Source organism: Gordonia sp. B8661-1 (assembly GCF_059427765.1).
The window spans coordinates 508,129-524,841 of record NZ_JCAHRL010000003.1; the positions used below are offsets into that span (position 1 = coordinate 508,129).

At 66.3% G+C, this 16,713-nt stretch carries 13 protein-coding genes; 8 read left to right on the top strand and 5 right to left on the bottom strand.

Annotated features, from left to right (window positions below):
• Nucleotides 1-48: 48 nt before the first annotated feature.
• Both AC4JJG_RS09815 and AC4JJG_RS09820 read left to right on the top strand, forming a co-directional pair.
• Nucleotides 49-1,677 (top strand): ABC-F family ATP-binding cassette domain-containing protein, encoded by a 1,629-nt coding sequence (locus tag AC4JJG_RS09815; RefSeq protein ID WP_495400662.1) that lies wholly within the window; start codon nucleotides 49-51, stop codon nucleotides 1,675-1,677.
• Nucleotides 1,678-1,736: 59 nt separating this feature from the next.
• Nucleotides 1,737-2,459, top strand: a complete 723-nt coding sequence (locus AC4JJG_RS09820) for a hypothetical protein (RefSeq protein ID WP_495400661.1) — start codon at nucleotides 1,737-1,739, stop codon at nucleotides 2,457-2,459.
• On the opposite strand, the gene AC4JJG_RS09825 is transcribed toward AC4JJG_RS09820, so the two are convergent.
• From AC4JJG_RS09825 to AC4JJG_RS09835, 3 genes are all read right to left on the bottom strand, one after another.
• Nucleotides 2,460-4,019 carry an acyl-CoA synthetase gene (locus AC4JJG_RS09825; protein WP_495400660.1) on the bottom strand — a complete coding sequence of 520 codons (1,560 nt, stop codon included), beginning with the start codon at nucleotides 4,017-4,019 and terminating at the stop codon, nucleotides 2,460-2,462.
• A gap of 95 nt (nucleotides 4,020-4,114) precedes the next feature.
• Entirely contained in the window at nucleotides 4,115-5,656 is a 1,542-nt protein-coding gene (locus tag AC4JJG_RS09830) for an acyl-CoA synthetase (protein ID WP_495400659.1), read from the bottom strand.
• A gap of 172 nt (nucleotides 5,657-5,828) precedes the next feature.
• Nucleotides 5,829-6,266: a MarR family winged helix-turn-helix transcriptional regulator gene (locus AC4JJG_RS09835; RefSeq protein ID WP_495400658.1), complete on the bottom strand. Its 438-nt coding sequence runs from the start codon at nucleotides 6,264-6,266 to the stop codon at nucleotides 5,829-5,831.
• Nucleotides 6,267-6,358: 92 nt separating this feature from the next.
• On the opposite strand from AC4JJG_RS09835, the gene AC4JJG_RS09840 reads away from it, so the two are divergent.
• Nucleotides 6,359-7,006, top strand: coding sequence for a maleylpyruvate isomerase family mycothiol-dependent enzyme (locus AC4JJG_RS09840; RefSeq protein ID WP_495400657.1), 648 nt, complete (start codon nucleotides 6,359-6,361; stop codon nucleotides 7,004-7,006).
• Between the two features lie 34 nt (nucleotides 7,007-7,040).
• Here AC4JJG_RS09840 and AC4JJG_RS09845 read toward each other — a convergent pair whose 3' ends face one another.
• Nucleotides 7,041-7,607: a TetR/AcrR family transcriptional regulator gene (locus AC4JJG_RS09845; RefSeq protein ID WP_495400656.1), complete on the bottom strand. Its 567-nt coding sequence runs from the start codon at nucleotides 7,605-7,607 to the stop codon at nucleotides 7,041-7,043.
• A gap of 33 nt (nucleotides 7,608-7,640) precedes the next feature.
• Nucleotides 7,641-10,457, bottom strand: a complete 2,817-nt coding sequence (locus AC4JJG_RS09850) for an aconitate hydratase (protein WP_495400655.1) — start codon at nucleotides 10,455-10,457, stop codon at nucleotides 7,641-7,643.
• 412 nt (nucleotides 10,458-10,869) lie between these two features.
• Here AC4JJG_RS09850 and AC4JJG_RS09855 point away from each other — a divergent pair, with 412 nt between their 5' ends.
• The 5 genes from AC4JJG_RS09855 to AC4JJG_RS09875 all read left to right on the top strand — a co-directional run bounded on the left by AC4JJG_RS09855 (nucleotide 10,870) and on the right by AC4JJG_RS09875 (nucleotide 16,657).
• Nucleotides 10,870-11,493, top strand: coding sequence for an Rv1476 family membrane protein (locus AC4JJG_RS09855; RefSeq protein WP_495400654.1), 624 nt, complete (start codon nucleotides 10,870-10,872; stop codon nucleotides 11,491-11,493).
• A gap of 333 nt (nucleotides 11,494-11,826) precedes the next feature.
• The gene (locus AC4JJG_RS09860) at nucleotides 11,827-13,344 is read left to right on the top strand and encodes an NlpC/P60 family protein (RefSeq protein ID WP_495400653.1); all 1,518 of its coding nucleotides are present in this window, start codon (nucleotides 11,827-11,829) and stop codon (nucleotides 13,342-13,344) included.
• A gap of 223 nt (nucleotides 13,345-13,567) precedes the next feature.
• Nucleotides 13,568-14,746, top strand: a complete 1,179-nt coding sequence (locus AC4JJG_RS09865; protein ID WP_495401013.1) for an AAA family ATPase — start codon at nucleotides 13,568-13,570, stop codon at nucleotides 14,744-14,746.
• The gene (locus AC4JJG_RS09870; RefSeq protein ID WP_495400652.1) at nucleotides 14,733-15,671 is read left to right on the top strand and encodes a DUF58 domain-containing protein; all 939 of its coding nucleotides are present in this window, start codon (nucleotides 14,733-14,735) and stop codon (nucleotides 15,669-15,671) included. Before AC4JJG_RS09865 ends, AC4JJG_RS09870 begins: the two co-directional genes overlap by 14 nt.
• An 8-nt stretch (nucleotides 15,672-15,679) precedes the next feature.
• Nucleotides 15,680-16,657: a VWA domain-containing protein gene (locus AC4JJG_RS09875; RefSeq protein WP_495400651.1), complete on the top strand. Its 978-nt coding sequence runs from the start codon at nucleotides 15,680-15,682 to the stop codon at nucleotides 16,655-16,657.
• Nucleotides 16,658-16,713: the final 56 nt, after the last annotated feature.

Here is a 16,713-nt window from a genome sequence, read left to right on the forward strand (position 1 = left end):
CGGTCGGGCGGGAAAACCTGTGGTGGATGGCGGGTAGACTTGGCCGCCGTGATCACCGCGACCGACCTGGAAGTTCGAGCGGGCGCGAGGACTCTGTTGTCGGCGCCCGGCGATCAATTGCGCATTCAGCCCGGCGACCGCATCGGTCTCGTCGGCCGCAACGGCGCCGGAAAGACCACCACGCTCCGGATTCTCGCGGGGGAGACGCAACCGTACAGCGGCGCGGTCCGCACCTCCGGGCCGATCGGCTACCTGCCACAGGATCCGAAAGAGGGTGACCTCGACGTCCTGGCCAAGGACCGGGTGCTCTCCGCTCGCGGCCTCGACGAGATCCTGTCCGGGATGGCGAAGCAGCAGCGTCTGATGGAGGAGACCGCCGACGACAAGGTGCGCGATCGGGCCATCGCCAAATATGCGCGTCTCGAGGAGCGTTTCGGCGCACTCGGCGGTTATGAGGCAGAGTCGGATGCCGCGCGGATCTGTTCGAGCCTGGCTCTGCCGGATCGGGTCCTGGCGCAACCGCTCCGCACGCTGTCGGGTGGCCAGCGACGCCGAATCGAGTTGGCGCGCATCCTCTTCGCCGCCTCCGACGGCTCCGGGAAATCCGATACCACCCTGCTGCTCGACGAGCCGACCAACCACCTCGACGCGGACTCGATCGCCTGGCTGCGGACCTTTCTGCAGAATCATGAGGGCGGACTCGTGGTGATCAGCCACGATGTCGACCTCCTCGCCGACGTGGTGAACCGGGTCTGGTTCCTCGACGCGGTGCGTGGTGAGGCCGATGTCTACAACATGGGCTGGAAGCGGTACCTGGATGCACGCGCCACCGACGAACAGCGTCGTAAGCGGGAACGGGCCAACGCGGAGAAGAAGGCCGGAGCGTTGCGCGCGCAGGCCGCGAAACTGGGTGCGAAGGCCACCAAGGCGACTGCCGCACAGCAGATGCTGAAGCGCGCCGACCGGATGATCGACGCTCTCGACGAGGAGATCGTGGCCGATCGCACGGCCCGTATCCGCTTCCCGGAGCCCGCGACCTGCGGCAAGACGCCGTTGATGGCCAGCGGACTGACGAAGATGTACGGCTCGCTGGAGATCTTCGCGGGGGTGGACCTGGCCATCGACAAGGGGAGCCGTGTCGTCGTCCTGGGGCTGAACGGTGCGGGCAAGACCACGTTGCTGAAACTGCTCGCGGGTGTGGAGAAACCGGATACCGGCGAACTGGAACCCGGCTACGGCCTCAAGATCGGCTACTTCGCCCAGGAGCACGACACCCTCGACGACGACGCGACGGTCTGGGAGAACATCCGGCACGCCGCACCCGACGCCGGTGAACAGGATCTGCGCGGTCTGCTCGGTGCGTTCATGTTCAGCGGGCCGCAACTCGAACAGCCGGCGGGCACCCTGTCCGGTGGCGAGAAGACGCGTCTGACCCTGGCCGGTCTCGTCTCGTCGGCGGCCAATGTGCTGCTGCTCGACGAGCCGACGAACAACCTGGACCCGGTGTCCCGTGAACAGGTGCTCGACGCACTCCGCAGCTACACCGGAGCAGTTGTCCTGGTGACCCACGATCCGGGCGCGGCAGCGGCCCTGGAGCCCGAGCGTGTCATCCTGCTGCCCGACGGCACCGAGGATCACTGGTCCGACGAGTATCAGGAACTCATCGAACTCGCCTGATCCGACGTCGCCGACGGAAGGTGCGGCTCGTTCTCCGGTGGACGGTCGATAATCGATCCATGGCACAGTCTTCGGGCCGACGCGCACCGCTGGGGCCGGATGCGCTCCGGACGTTCATGGTCGCGACCTACTTCACCCTGCGGGTGATCATCGCGGGCAGCGCCATCGGGTTGCCCGCGGTGCTCCTGTCCTGGAGTGCTCTGGATCCGGATCTGGGATCGCCGGGCTCGCTGAGCGCCTACTACTACACGGACGCCCGGACGGTCTTCGTCGGTGCGGTGGTCGCCATCGGTGTCAGTCTCATCGCCTACCGGGGCTACGCGGTCGGTGAGAACTGGTTGCTCAATGCCGCCGGCATCTGTGCGATAGCGCTCGCACTCAGTCCGACAACCCCGCCCGGCGTACGGGATATGAACGCGGGCAACATCGTTCATGCGGTATCGGCGGTGCTGTTCTTCCTCTTCGTCAGTGCTGCCATCGTGCTGTATTCACGGACGACGCTGCCCCTGCTGCCGGCGCGGGTCGCCCGGGCGTATCTCGTTGCCTACGTGATCCTGTCGGTCTGCCTCGTCGCCCTGCCGGTGCTCGCCGTGGCAGTGCTCGATCTGACCGGCCCGGGAAAGACGCTGCTGGGACTCGAGACCGGGGCGATCGTGGCGTTCGCCGCCTACTGGGCACTCAAGACACTGGAGTTGCGCAGCTCATCGGCCGACGACCGGACCGTCGACGGGCGGATCGAGGTACGCGCGGACGGGTGCCTGATACCCCGGCCGGACTCCTGATCAGGCGGAGGGCCAATACTGCTTGCGCAGTTCGCCTTTGACGAGTTTGCCGGTGGGTGTCCGGGGAAGTTCCTCGACGAAGTCCACGGTCCGGGGTGCCTTGAACGCGGCGAGTGAGGACGTCGTGTACGCGAGCAGTTCGTCGGCGAGCTCCTCGGACGGCGAATATCCGTCCGCCAGTTGAACGCACGCCTTGACCTGCTCACCACGATCATCGTCGGGTACCCCGATCACCGCAACGTCGTAGACCGCCGGGTGGCCGATGAGGATGCTCTCGGCCTCCTGGGGGTAGATGTTCACGCCGCCGGAGATGATCATGAAGGCCTTGCGATCGGTGAGGTACAGGTAGCCGTCCGCGTCGACGTACCCCATATCGCCTGTCGTGGCCCAGTTCTCGTGTTCCGGGTGCTGCGCCTTCTTCGTCTTGTCCGGATCGTTGTGGTAGCGGAACGGCACCTCGTCGCGTTCGAAGTAGATCAGTCCGGTCTCGCCGGTGGGCAGTTCGGTTCCGTCGTCGTCGCAGATGTGCAGGATGCCCTGACCGGCGCGGCCGACCGAACCGGGTCGTTCGAGAGCCTCGTCGGGGCCGATGAAGGTGGCGCCTGCGGCCTCCGTCGCCGCGTAGTACTCGTGGATGACGGGTCCCCACCACTCGATCATGGCGCGTTTGACGTGTGCGGGGCAGGGTGCCGCGGCGTGGATGGCGATCGTCATGGTGCTCACGTCGTGCGCGGCACGCTTCTCCTCGGGCAGCTTCAGCATGCGGACGAACATCGTCGGCACCCACTGGCTGTGGGTGGCGCCGTACCGTTCGATGTCCGACAGGGCGGTGTCCGGTTCGAATCGGTCGGCGAACACCACCGTGCCGCCGACCGAGTTCGTCATCGCGCAAAACCGCAGCGGCGCCGCATGATAGAGCGGTGCGGGGGAGTAGTACACGGTGCTCGAGTCGAACCCGTAGATGATCGAGAACACCGGGGTCAGCCGATCGGGGATCTCGTCGATCTGCCCCTCGGGCAGCGGTAGCTTGATGCCCTTCGGGTGTCCCGTGGTACCCGACGAATACAACATGTCGGTACCGCGGGGCTGATCCGCCCGCGGGGTGGCCGGCGTGCGCGCGAGGATGTCGTCGAGATCGACGAAGCCTTCCGGAAGCGCTTCGGGAGTTGCTGCGCCCCAGGCGATCCGGTGCCCGTCGACGGCGAGCGGGGCTAAGGAGTCCGTATCCGCGACCGCCCTGGGCGCCGACCGGTCGGCGAACAACACCTTGGCGTCGCAGTCGGCCAGGATGTAGTTCGTCTCCGCTGCGGTCAGATGGTGATTGATGGCGGTGATGTACATGCCGCTGCGAACGGCGGCCCAGTAGACCTCGAACATGTGGAGGTCGTTCGTCGAGACCATCGCCACGGTGTCGCCGGCCCGGAGGCCGAGGGCATCGAGATGGTTCGCGATGCGCGTCGAGTTCTCATCGAGCTCACGGTAGGTGAGTTGCTCGCCGGTCGCGGCCCGGATCACCGCGGCCTTGTCGGGTGTCGTGACTGCGAAAATCCCAGGGAACAACGCGCCCTCCTCCGTCGGTGTCCCACCCAACGAAAGACGATGGGGCCGGTCCCGTCAACCATGTCGGCGGCGAGACCGCCCCATCGGGGATTCGTTCAGGCAGGCCAATACTGCTTGCGCAGTTCGCCCTTGACCAGCTTGCCGGTGGGCGTGCGGGGAAGATCGTTCACGAAGTCGACGCTGCGGGGCACCTTGTAGGCAGCCAGATTGTCCTTGGTGTACTCGATGAGTTCGGCCGCGAGTTCCGGCGACGGAGCGAAGCCGTCTTGGAGTTGCACGCAGGCCTTGGCGACTTCGCCGAGATCGTCGTCGGGTACGCCGATGACGCCCACGTCGTACACCGCCGGGTGATTCACGAGGACGTTCTCGGCCTCCTGCGGATAGATGTTGACGCCGCCGGAGATGATCATGAACGCCTTGCGGTCGGTCAGGTACAGGTAACCCTCGTCGTCGACATAGCCGACATCGCCTGTGGTGGACCATTTCTGATGTTCGGGATGTTGTGAGGCGCGGGTCTTCTCGGGGTCGTTGTGATACTCGAAGGGCACCTCGTCGCGTTCGAAGTAGACCTGGCCGACCTCGCCGGTCGGCAACTCCTTGCCGTCTTCGTCGCAGATGTGGATGATGCCGAGCAGGGGTTTGCCGACGGAACCGGGATGGTCGAGGGCTTCCTGCGGTCCGATGAAGGTGGCGCCTGCGGCCTCGGTCGAGGCGTAGTACTCGTGGACGACCGGTCCCCACCACTCGATCATGGCGCGCTTGACCTCGACGGGACACGGCGCGGCGGCGTGGACGGCGAGGCGGATGCTGGACACGTCGTACTTCGCGCGGACCTCCTCGGGCAGTTTGAGCAGGCGGATGAACATCGTCGGCACCCACTGGCTGTGCGTCACCCCGAACTTTTCGATCGCTGCGAGCGCCTCTTCGGGATCGAAGCGATCCATGAAGACGACGGTGCCGCCGACCGAGTTCGTGACCCCGCAATATCGAAGGGGTGCAGCGTGATACAGGGGTGCGGGGGAGAGATACACGGTGTCGGTGCCGAAGCCGTACATCGGCCCGAAGATCGCGGTGTAGGTGTCGGGCACCTCGTCCACCTGTCCGACCGGGAGTGGCGTCTTGATGCCTTTCGGCCGACCGGTGGTGCCCGACGAATAGAGCATGTCGGTGCCCCGTGGCTGATCATTGCGTGCAGAGTCGGAGGCCGTCGCGAGCACGTCGTCGTAGGACTCGAAGCCGGCGATGTCACCGCCCCAGGCGAGCCGGTGGCCGCGCTCGGCGAGAACGCCGATGTCCTCCGACTCGGCGACCGCATCCGCGACCGATGCCCCCGCGAACAGGACCTTCGCGCCACAGTCGGACAGGATGTAGTTGGTTTCCGACGCGGTCAGATGATGGTTGATCGCCGTGACGTAGAGGCCGCTGCGCAAGGCGGCCCAATAGACCTCGAACATGTGCAGATCGTTCTGCGAGATCATCGCGATGCAGTCGCCGGGACGCAGTCCGAGCGACTCGAGATGGTTGGCGAGCTTGGTCGAGTTGACGTCGAGCTCGCGATAGGTCAGTTGGTCACCGGTCGCCGCGCGGATCACCGCAGGCTTGTCGGGGGTGGATGCGGCGAAAACTCCAGGGAACAACGTAACTCTCCTCTGCCATTGCGGGACAACGCGATCGGGCGTCATGACGGCAGATATCGTTACGCTACCGAACGATCGATCGGGTCGAATTCGACAGTACCGGATGGACGCGGGCGCGGATGTTCGATTGCACGCGAAAGTGTCGCGGGGGCCGATCGTCGATGTCGAAGGACTAGCGCGGGTCCATATAGGGATCGGTGATGGGGCGCAGTTCGGTGAGAAGGCGATACAACTCGGCCATTCCCTCGGTGCCGAGACGTTGTTCCCATTCGTTCTCGATGCTCGATACGGCAGCGTTCGCCACCGCTCGGGCACGGTCGCCGAGTTCGGTGATGCGCACCAGACGTACCCGTCGGTCATACGGTGCGCTCACTCGTTCGGTGTATCCGCGTGCTTCCAGCTGGTCGACGAGAAAGCCGGCCGTCTGCTTCGTGATCTGAGCGGATTCCGCCAGCTTGCTCATGGGCGTACCTCCGGGATCGATGCGTGCGAAAACGCGCCCCTGGGCCAGCGTTACGTCGAAACCCGCGTCGACGACGGCCCGCCAGGCCGCCTGTTCCATGTGCCGGAACGCCACGAGCATCAGTACGCCAAGCGGTGGATTCTCCATGCCTGCTGTCCTTGTCGGCGGAATGAGGTCTTGAGTTAGTCAGAGTATCTGACTATTTTAGTCAGAAAGACTAGGTTGTCGGAAGGGCGGCCATGGACAGGGACGACGTGTGGCGCCAAACGGACCGGGCACGGATGAACATGGCCGCACTGCTCGAGGACATCGGGGCGAGCGAGTGGAATCACCGGTCGCTGTGCTCGAAATGGGTCGTGTCCGATGTCGCGGCCCACATGTCGCTCGCGCCCAGCGCGACCATCTCATTCGTCGCGCGCGAACTGATACGAGCTCGGGGTGATATGGACGAGGTGATCCGTCGGACGGCGATCGAGAGGTCGAGCAGGCGGACGCCGGAGCAGTTGGTCGCGGACGTCACCACGCTCATCGGCAGCCGGCGCCTCGCGCCCACCACGTTTGTGCGAGATCCGTTGCTGGACACACTCGTTCACACCATGGATATCGCGATTTCATTGGGTCGGCCAGTGGTCGCCGACCCGATGGCGCTACGGGAGGCGGCGGAGTGGGCATGGCGTCGTCGTTTCCCGTTCTTCCCGGCACGCCGGCTGTCCGGGGTTCAGCTCATCGCCGATGACATCGAGTGGTCACGCGGCAGCGGTGCGCCGGTGCGCGGGCCCATCGCGTCGTTGCTGCTGTTGATAACCGGTCGCGGCGGCGCGGCGACCGGGCTGCGAGGGGACGGAATGGATGTCATTCCCACGATGTTGCCGACGGATCAGACGTGACGGCTGCGTGTGACCGAGTGGCCGGCGACCGGACTCAACGTTCGGCGCGCACCGATTCCTCGACGAGGTCGAGCACGGCGTGCAGATCGTCGGTGGGCTGGCCGGAGGCGAGCCGGGTGATCAATCCGTCGAGGATCAGATCGAGATATTTCAGCAGGACGGCGGTGGGGACGTCGTCTCGCAGACGTCCGGATTCGCGGCCCCGTTCGAGTCGCCGGAGTGTGGCGGCCTCGACATCGGCGGAGTGGGCCAGCCACGCCGACCGGAACGACGGGTCGGTGCGCAGCTTGCGGGCGATTTCCAGGCGGGTGCCGAGCCAGTCGAAATCCTGTGGGCGCGTGAGCATGTCACGCATGACCTGAACAAGGCCCTGATCGGCGGCGACGTCCGCCATACGTTCGGCGTCCTCCTGTGCCAACGCCAGGAAGAGCGCCTCCTTGTCCCGGAAGTGGTGAAAGATGGCGCCGCGGGACAGGCCGGTCGATTCCTCGATCCGCTTGACGGTGGCGCCGTCGTAACCGTATTCGGCGAAGCAGTGCCGCGCGCCGTCGAGAATTTCCCGACGACGCGCGGCGAGCCGGTCATCACTGACCTTGGGCACGTTTCCTGCTCCCCGAATCGTTGATCGGCGACATCAGTCGCTGATCATGTTGCGCAGCACGTACTGCAGGATGCCTCCGTTGCGGTAGTAATCGGCCTCACCGGGGGTGTCGATGCGGACCTTCGCGTCGAACTCCACGGTCGAGCCGTCCTCCTTGGTGGCGACGACGTGCACGGTCTCGGGCGTGGTGCCCGAGTTGAGCTCCTCGATACCGGTGATGTCGAAGGTCTCGGTGCCGTCGAGGCCCAGCGACTTGTGCGACTCACCGTCGGGGAACTGCAGCGGGATGACGCCCATGCCGATCAGGTTCGAGCGGTGGATGCGCTCGAAGCTCTCGGTGATGACTGCCTTGACGCCCAGCAGACGGGTGCCCTTGGCGGCCCAGTCACGCGAGCTGCCGGTGCCGTACTCCTTGCCGCCCAGCACGACCAGCGGGGTGTCCTGCGCCGCGTAGTTCTGTGCGGCGTCGTAGATGAACGACTGCGGGCCGCCGTCCTGGGTGAAGTCACGGGTGTAGCCACCGGCGACGTCGACCAGCTGGTTCTGCAGGCGGATGTTGCCGAAGGTCGACCGGATCATCACCTCGTGGTTGCCGCGACGGGCGCCCAGCGAGTTGTAGTCCTTGCGCTCCACGCCGTGCGAATCGAGATACTGCGCGGCGGGGGTGCCCGGCTTGATGGTCGAGGCGGGGGAGATGTGGTCGGTGGTGACCGAGTCGCCCAGCTTCGCCAGCACGCGTGCGCCCTTGATATCGGAGACGGGCTCCGGCTGCAGGGTCATGCCCTCGAAGTACGGAGGCTTCCGCACGTAGGTGGACTCGTCGTCCCACTCGTAGATCTTGCCGTCCGGGGTGGGCAGGTTCTGCCAGCGCTCGTCGCCCTTGAAGACGTCGGCGTAATCCTCGGCGTACTGCTCCGGCGAGATCGACGACTCGATGGCGCTCTGGATCTCCTCGTTGGACGGCCAGATGTCCTTCAGGAAGACGTCGTTGCCGTCGGCATCCTGACCCAGCGGATCCGACTCGAAGTCGAAGTCCATGGTGCCGGCCAGTGCGTAGGCGATGACCAGCGGCGGGGACGCGAGGTAGTTCATCTTCACGTCCGGGTTGATCCGGCCCTCGAAGTTGCGGTTACCCGACAGCACCGCGGTGGCCGCGAGGTCGTTGTCGTTGATCGCCTTGCTGATCTCCTCGGGCAGCGGGCCCGAGTTGCCGATGCAGGTGGTGCAGCCGTAGCCGACGAGGAAGAAGCCCAGCTTCTCCAGGTACGGCCACAGGCCGGCCTTGTCGTAGTAGCCGGTGACGACCTGCGAGCCCGGTGCCATGGAGGTCTTGACCCACGGCTTGGAGGTGAGGCCCTTCTCGACGGCCTTCTTGGCGAGCAGGCCCGCGCCGAGCATGACCGACGGGTTCGAGGTGTTGGTGCACGAGGTGATCGACGCGATCGTCACGATGCCGTGGTCGAGGACCATCTTGCCGCGCTCCGCGGAGTCGACCGTGACCGGATTGGTCGGGCGGCCCTCGGCACGCTCGGACGCGTTGTGCAGGGGCTGATCGTCATCGGAGAACGACAGCGTCGCCGCGCCCGGATTGATGGCGGGCGAATCGGAGGCCGGGAAGCTCTCCTCGTTGGACTCGTCGACACCGTTGATCTTCGGGGTGTTGCCCTCTTCCACATAGTTGTGGATGTCCTTGCGGAACGCGTTCTTCGCATCCCAGAGCTCGATGCGGTCCTGCGGGCGCTTCGGGCCGGCGATCGACGGCACGACGTCGCCGAGATCGAGCTCGAGGTACTCCGAGTACTGCGGCTCGGTCGCGTCCTTCTCCAGCCACATGCCCTGCTCCTTGGCGTACGCCTCGACGAGGTCGAGGGTCTCCTTGGAGCGTCCGGTCAGCTCGAGGTACTTGATGGTCTCGCCGTCGATCGGGAAGATCGCACAGGTCGAGCCGAACTCCGGGCTCATGTTGCCGATGGTGGCGCGGTTGGCCAGCGGGACCTCGGCGACACCGTTGCCGTAGAACTCGACGAACTTGCCGACCACACCGTGCTTGCGGAGCATGTCGGTGATCGTGAGCACCACGTCGGTGGCGGTCACGCCCGGCTTCGCGGCACCGGTCAGCTTGAAGCCGACGACACGCGGGATGAGCATGGAGACGGGCTGTCCGAGCATCGCGGCCTCGGCCTCGATGCCGCCGACGCCCCAGCCCAGCACGCCGAGGCCGTTCTCCATGGTGGTGTGCGAGTCGGTGCCGATGCAGGTGTCGGGGTAGGCCTGGCCGTTGCGGACCATGACCGAGCGCGCGAGGTGCTCGATGTTGACCTGGTGCACGATGCCGGTGCCCGGGGGGACGACCTTGAAGTCGTCGAATGCGCCCTGGCCCCAGCGGAGGAACTTGTAGCGCTCCTCGTTGCGCTGGTACTCGATCTCGACGTTGCGCTCGAAGGCCTGCGCGTTGCCGAAGGCCTCGATGATGACGGAGTGGTCGATCACCATCTCGGCGGGAGCGAGCGGGTTCACCTTGTCGGGATCGCCGCCGAGCTGCTTGACGGCATCACGCATGGTTGCGAGGTCGACGATGCACGGCACGCCGGTGAAGTCCTGCATGATCACGCGGGCCGGCGTGAACTGGATCTCGACGCTCGGCTCGGCGTTCGGATCCCAGTTGGCGATCGCCTCGATGTGGTCGGAGGTGATGTTCGCGCCGTCTTCGGTGCGGAGCAGGTTCTCGGCGAGAACCTTCAGCGCGTAGGGAAGTTTCTCGGTACCCGGGACCGCGTTCAGTCGGAAGATCTCGTAGGAATTGTCGCCCACCTCAAGGGTGCCCTTGGCGCCAAAGGAATCGATACTCACCTGTTGTCCACTCTCCTCAGAACGTGCCGGCGGGCTGCGCCGGCCTCTTTGTCACTCCCGACGGGCTGCGTCGGCGATGCTGCTGCAGCGGGTGTACACGCTGCGACGGGGGTGTCGGGTGCGGACGCGTCCGAGCGGAGCGCACCGCGGCGACGACCCCACCATGTTAACAGTACGGCCGTACTGTTAACAAGCTTTTCCGGTGCGACACGCCCGGTCATCCGGGGAGTGCGAAAGGTGCGCGTCGGGGACCTGGCGGCACCGGGTCCTCCCATTCTGACGTACGGTTCTGCAGAAGGTTCGCCCGTGATGGCATCCGTCCGGGTGAATTCACGCCCGGGACACCTCGGTGGACCGGCGCTGACAGGCGCACCGCGACGACGGTGGTGCAGATCGATGTGAGGATGGGTAGATGACGACCGGTGCGACGACCCACCATGTGCTGGCGCTTCCGCCGCTGGCGGCTCCCGAGGGTGCCACCGGCACGAGTCTCCCCGAATCCGTCGACATGCAGGCCATCAAGGACGCGGTCAAGGCCGAACGCGTCTCGGCGCCCGCCGACCAGGTGCCTGCGCTGCGTCAGTTGGTCGCGGACGCCAAGGCCGACGGCCACGACGTGAGCTTCGTCGTGCTGCCGGGGGCGCAGTTCAAGTTCACCATCTACCGGGACATCGCCTCCGAGGTGCAGTCGGAGGTGGGCGGCACCGTGATCGTGCTCGGCGCCAACTCCGTCGGCAGCGCATCGCCGAACTTCAGCCGGGTGGTGCAGGAAGAGGCCACCGACAACCTGACTCTGACCAATCCGCCGCTGGCGGCTCGTCAGATGTGGGACCAGATGTCCGGTCCGTCGCTCAACTGGACGGCGATCACCCTGGTGCTGATCCTCGTGGTGGTCGTCGGTGCCGTGGTCGCACGCTGGCGCCAGGTGCGCGCTCGCGGCGCCGATCCCGCGACCGACGATCGGACCGCCACCACCGCCACGTCGACCGATGCCGTCGACGACCTCGCCGAGGACACTCCGCAGCGCGGTTCCTGATCGTCGGTGCCGGCCGTCGACGGCCCGCCGTCATCTCGTCCCGGCGACGTTGGCGTCGCGTGATACTCCCTGCCGACCCGACGCGGGCATTTCGTTGCGAATTCGAGACATCCGACGCCGGGTGCTCTTTGGCCTGTTCACGGCATTTTCCCAGGTAATCACCTGTATGTAATTCGTTGCCATTGTTTTCCGATGTGTCGGATGTGACGTACGGTTCGTATGTCACGTGTGGTGAATCTGATGTTTGAGAAGCCTCACGTGATGCATGTTGTAGGGCGTCACGGCAATTTCGGGGTGACGGGACGCCTGTGGAAACCGACAGGGGAGTCAAGGGTGAGCCGAGGAGAATCCGGGCAGGCGCGGAGCGGGTTCGCGTACGCGCGTCTGTGCGCGTTCGTGGTGGTGCTCCTGTTCTCGGTCGTCGGTGCGGGGCAGGCCCTTGCCGCGCCGGACCGCAAGTCCGGCGGAGTCGCCTCGCTGATCAATCAGATCGCCAAGGCGAACCAGAATCTCGCCGATCTCGACAACGCCGTCGCCGTACGCCAGGAGAACGTGAACCGCGCTCTGGTCGACTACCAGAACTCGGTCGCCGCCGAGCGGCTCGCCGCGCTCGCGGCGAACGGCGCCAAGAAGTCGCTCGCCGATTCGGCGAAGAAGGTGAGCGCCGCGCAGAAGAAGTTCGACGGCTTCGTGCGCAACGTCTACCGCAACGGCAGTGCGCAGGGATCGATGTCGAACTATGTCTCGTCGGACAATCCCGATCAGGTCCTGAACCGCGTCTCCGTGCTCGATCGCCTCGGGCGCGAACAGCGCGCGACCATCGATCGTCTCCAGGTCGCACGCAATCAGCAGGCCAACAAGGTCGCCGCCTTGCAGGCAAGCCGCAAGCAGGCGGCCTTCGCAACCCGGAGTGCTGCGACCCGCAAGGAGGACGCACTCGCCGCGGTCGCGCAGGCCCGCTCCGCCGCGGCCTCCGAACAGCAGCGACGGACGGCACTGGTCGCCCAGCGCGACAAGGTCCAGAAGTCGTTGGATCGGTTGCGCGGCACCGTTCCCCGCAAACCGGTCGAGGGTCCGGCCGCGTCGGATCTGCTCAAGAACCTCTTCCCGGACAGTCCGGGACAACCCGCTCCGCCCGCGACGCCCAATGCGCCCGGCGCCGTCCCGGCCGGCGACAACCAGGCGCTCGCCGTGGCCGCTCAGGCAGCCGCGAAGCTGGCCCTCGACGTCGGGCAGCAGGCGCTCGCCGCGCTGGTCGGCAAGCAGCAGGTCCCGCATTCCCAGTTGCTCGACGAACTCGGCGTCGGCGGCTCCGACATGACCGGCAGCGGCTCCAACTCGCTGAGCTCGGTGCTGTCCACCGGCAGCCTCGGCTCACTGTTCGGCAGTTCGTCGGGCGGCGGGGGCATGGTCCGGCCGGGTCTGCGCGGACCGCAGGCGGTGGAGGTCGCCGTGAACCGTGCGCTCTCGCAGCTCGGCGTGACCTACGCCTGGGGTGGCGGCGACGCGAACGGCGCGACGCGGGGCATCCGGGACGGCGGCGTCGCCGACGCGCACGGTGACTACAACAAGGTGGGCTTCGACTGCTCGGGTCTGATGATCTACGCCTTCGCCGGCGTCGGCATCGAACTCCCGCACTACACCGGTTACCAGTACACGTCGGGCCCGCAGTTCCCGCTGTCGCAGATCAAGCGCGGCGACATGATCTTCTACGGTCCCAACGCCAGCCAGCACGTCGCGCTCTACCTCGGCGACAACAAGATGGTCGAGGCACCGGAGTCCGGTTCGGTCGTCAAGGTGTCGCCGCTGCGTACCGACGGCGCGATGCCGATGGTCGTTCGCCTGCTCTGAACGATCCGGGTCGATCGAATGACCGATCCGGCCGACCTTCTTGGTCGCATATCAGGTGATCCCGCTACGCTGGCGTCAACGGGCACCCGTCTGTCGTCGATCGGTGTACGCGGGGCCTCCAGGACACATCCGAACACGTAACAGTGCACGTTCCGAACAGGAGTACCGGTTGACCTCCACTCAATCCCCAACCGATCCCGGCGGTCAGGGCCGCGACGGGTCGGTGTCACTGTCCGACGCCGACGTGAAGCTCCTCGAGCGCGCCATCTACGAGGTGAAGCGGGTCATCGTCGGCCAGGACCAGCTGGTGGAGCGCATCCTCGTCGGCCTCCTGGCGCGCGGGCACATCCTGCTCGAAGGTGTTCCCGGCGTCGCGAAGACCCTTGCGGTGGAGACCTTCGCGAAAGTCGTCGGCGGCTCCTTCTCCCGCGTGCAGTTCACCCCCGACCTGGTGCCCACCGACCTCATCGGAACCCGCATCTACCGTCAGGGCAAAGAGGAATTCGACACCGAACTCGGCCCGGTCGTCGCCAACTTCCTGCTGGCCGACGAGATCAACCGTGCGCCGGCGAAGGTGCAGTCGGCGCTCCTCGAGGTGATGGCCGAGCGTCACGTGTCCATCGGCGGCACAACCTATCCGATGCCCGATCCGTTCCTCGTCATGGCCACGCAGAACCCGATCGAGAACGAGGGCGTCTACCCGCTGCCCGAGGCCCAGCGTGACCGCTTCCTGTTCAAGGTCCTCGTCGATTACCCCTCCGTCGAGGAGGAGCGCGAGATCGTCTACCGGATGGGCAACGTGCCGCCCACCGCGTCGCAGGTGCTGGATCCCGAGGCGATGATCCGCCTGCAGAAGACCGCCGCGAACGTCTTCGTGCACCATGCTCTGGTCGATTACGTGGTGCGCGTGATCAATGCGACGCGGCGTCCGAAAGACTTGGGGCTCAACGATGTTGCGTCGTGGCTGTCCTACGGCGCCTCGCCGCGCGCGACGCTGGGCATCGTCGCCGCCGCCCGTGCGCTCGCGCTGGTACGTGGACGCGACTATGTGATCCCGCAGGACATCGTGGAGATCGTGCCGGACGTTCTGCGTCATCGCCTGGTGCTGTCCTACGATGCGCTCGCCGACGAGGTGGACGCGGATCAGGTCATCACGCGTGTGCTGCAGACCATCGGCCTGCCGCAGGTCGGTGCCCAGCCGGTCACCGCGGGCACCTCGGGTGTCAACGGCGGACTGAGCACACCGCAGGGCGGTGCGCCCGCCGGGCAGCAGGGCTACCAGCAGCAGGCCCCCAACCAGCAGCACGCCCCGAACCAGCAGGGCAGCGTGCCGCACCCGGGGCAGCAGCAGCCGAGTGGCAACCCAACCACCCAGGGGCCGCCGCGGTATGCCGGCCAATAAGGACCTGCCGTCGCTGGGAGCGGGGGTGTTGTCGGAGCCGCAGCTGACCGCTGCGCTGCGCACCCTGGAACTCACCGTGCGACGCAAGCTGGACGGGGTGCTCCAGGGCGAACACCTGGGACTGATCCCGGGGCCCGGATCGGAGCCCGGCGAGGCGCGTCCCTATCAGCCCGGCGACGACATCCGTCGCATGGAATGGTCGGTGACCGCCCGGACCACGCAGCCGCACGTCCGGCAGATGGTCGCGGACCGGGAACTCGAGACCTGGCTGGTCGTCGACGTGTCGGCCAGCCTCGACTTCGGCACCGTCAACTGCACCAAGCGTGATCTGGCCGTGGCGGCCGCCGCCGCGATCGTGCATCTGACCTCGGGCGGCGGCAACCGGCACGGCGCGATCATCGTGACCGGTGATCAGGTGGTCCGCGTGCCCGCCCGATCGGGTCGCGCGCATACGCGCAACCTGCTGCAGACGATCGCCACGACGACCCGCGCCTCGCAGGGCGTTCGCGGGGACCTGAATGCCGGCATCGAGGCGCTGCGCCGCCCTCAGCGACGTCGCGGCCTGGCAGTGGTGATCAGCGACTTCCTCGGTCCCGTCGACTGGGAGCGGTCGCTGCGCGCGGTGGGCGCCCATCACGAACTGCTCGCCGTCGAGGTGCTCGATCCCCGCGACCTGGACATCCCGGATGTCGGCGAGGTGACCCTGGCCGACGCCGAGAGCGGACAGATCCGCGACGTGACCGTCACCCCCGCGTTGCGACGGGACTTCGCCGCCGCGGCCCGGGCACACCAGCGCAAGGTCCATCGCACCATTCGTAGCTGCGGCGGTCCGGTGCTGAGTCTGTCGACGGATCGCGACTGGATCACCGACACGGTGAAGTTCGTGGCGCAGCGGCGCCGCGGACTGGCCGCCGGGGTCGGGTGAGGTTGTCGATGTTCTCCAATCCCTGGTGGCTGTTGCTGCTGCTGGTGGTCGCCGGCCTCGGTGGCCTCTACGTCTACATCCAGCGCATGCGCCGCAAGCGTGCGCTGAAGTTCGCCAATCTCGAAGTGCTCGACTCGGTGACGTCGGCCGAAAAGGACTGGCGCCGATGGCTCCGGCATGTGCCGATCGCCGTCCTCCTCATCTCCATGGTGGTCCTCGTGATCGCGCTGGCCGGACCACAGGCCGAGCGGAACGTGCCGCGTAACAAGGCCACGGTCATCCTGGTGATGGACGTGTCGCGGTCGATGAACGCGACGGACGTCGCGCCGTCGCGGATCAAGGCCGCACAGGACGCGGCCAAAAAATTCGCCGACGACCTGACCGACGGCATCAACCTCGGACTGATCTCGTTCGCGGGTACCGCCGCCACGCTCGTGTCGCCCACGCCCGACCATGACGCCACGAAGCGGGCCGTCGACAAACTGCAACTCGACGACAAGACGGCCACCGGTGAGGGCATCTTCGCCGCGATCCAGCAAATCCAGACCCTCAACGCGGTCCTCGGCGGTCAGGGCGTCGCGCCGCCGGCGCGGATCGTCCTGCTGTCCGACGGCAAACAGACCGTCCCCGACGATCCCGACGATCCGCGCGGAGCCTTCAGCGCGGCCCGCAAGGCGAAGGAGGAGAAGATCCCGGTCTCCACCATCTCCTTCGGCACCAAGACCGGAACGGTCGATCTCGAAGGTGATCGGGTGCCGGTGCCGGTCGACGACGAATCGCTGCGCAAGATCGCGAATCTCAGTGGGGGACAGTTCTTCACGGCGTCGAGCCTGGCCGAGCTGAACAAGGTGTATTCGACGCTGCAACAGCAGATCGGCTACGAGAAGGTCAAGGGTGACGACTATTGGCCGTGGCTGCTGGTCGGCACGGTACTCGCGCTCATTGCCGCATTCTCGGCGCTGTTCATCAATCAGCGACTACCCTGACCCCGGCGTACCACCCTGCACATCGACTCCGCGGGCAGGGGCAGCGTGGCGCAGTC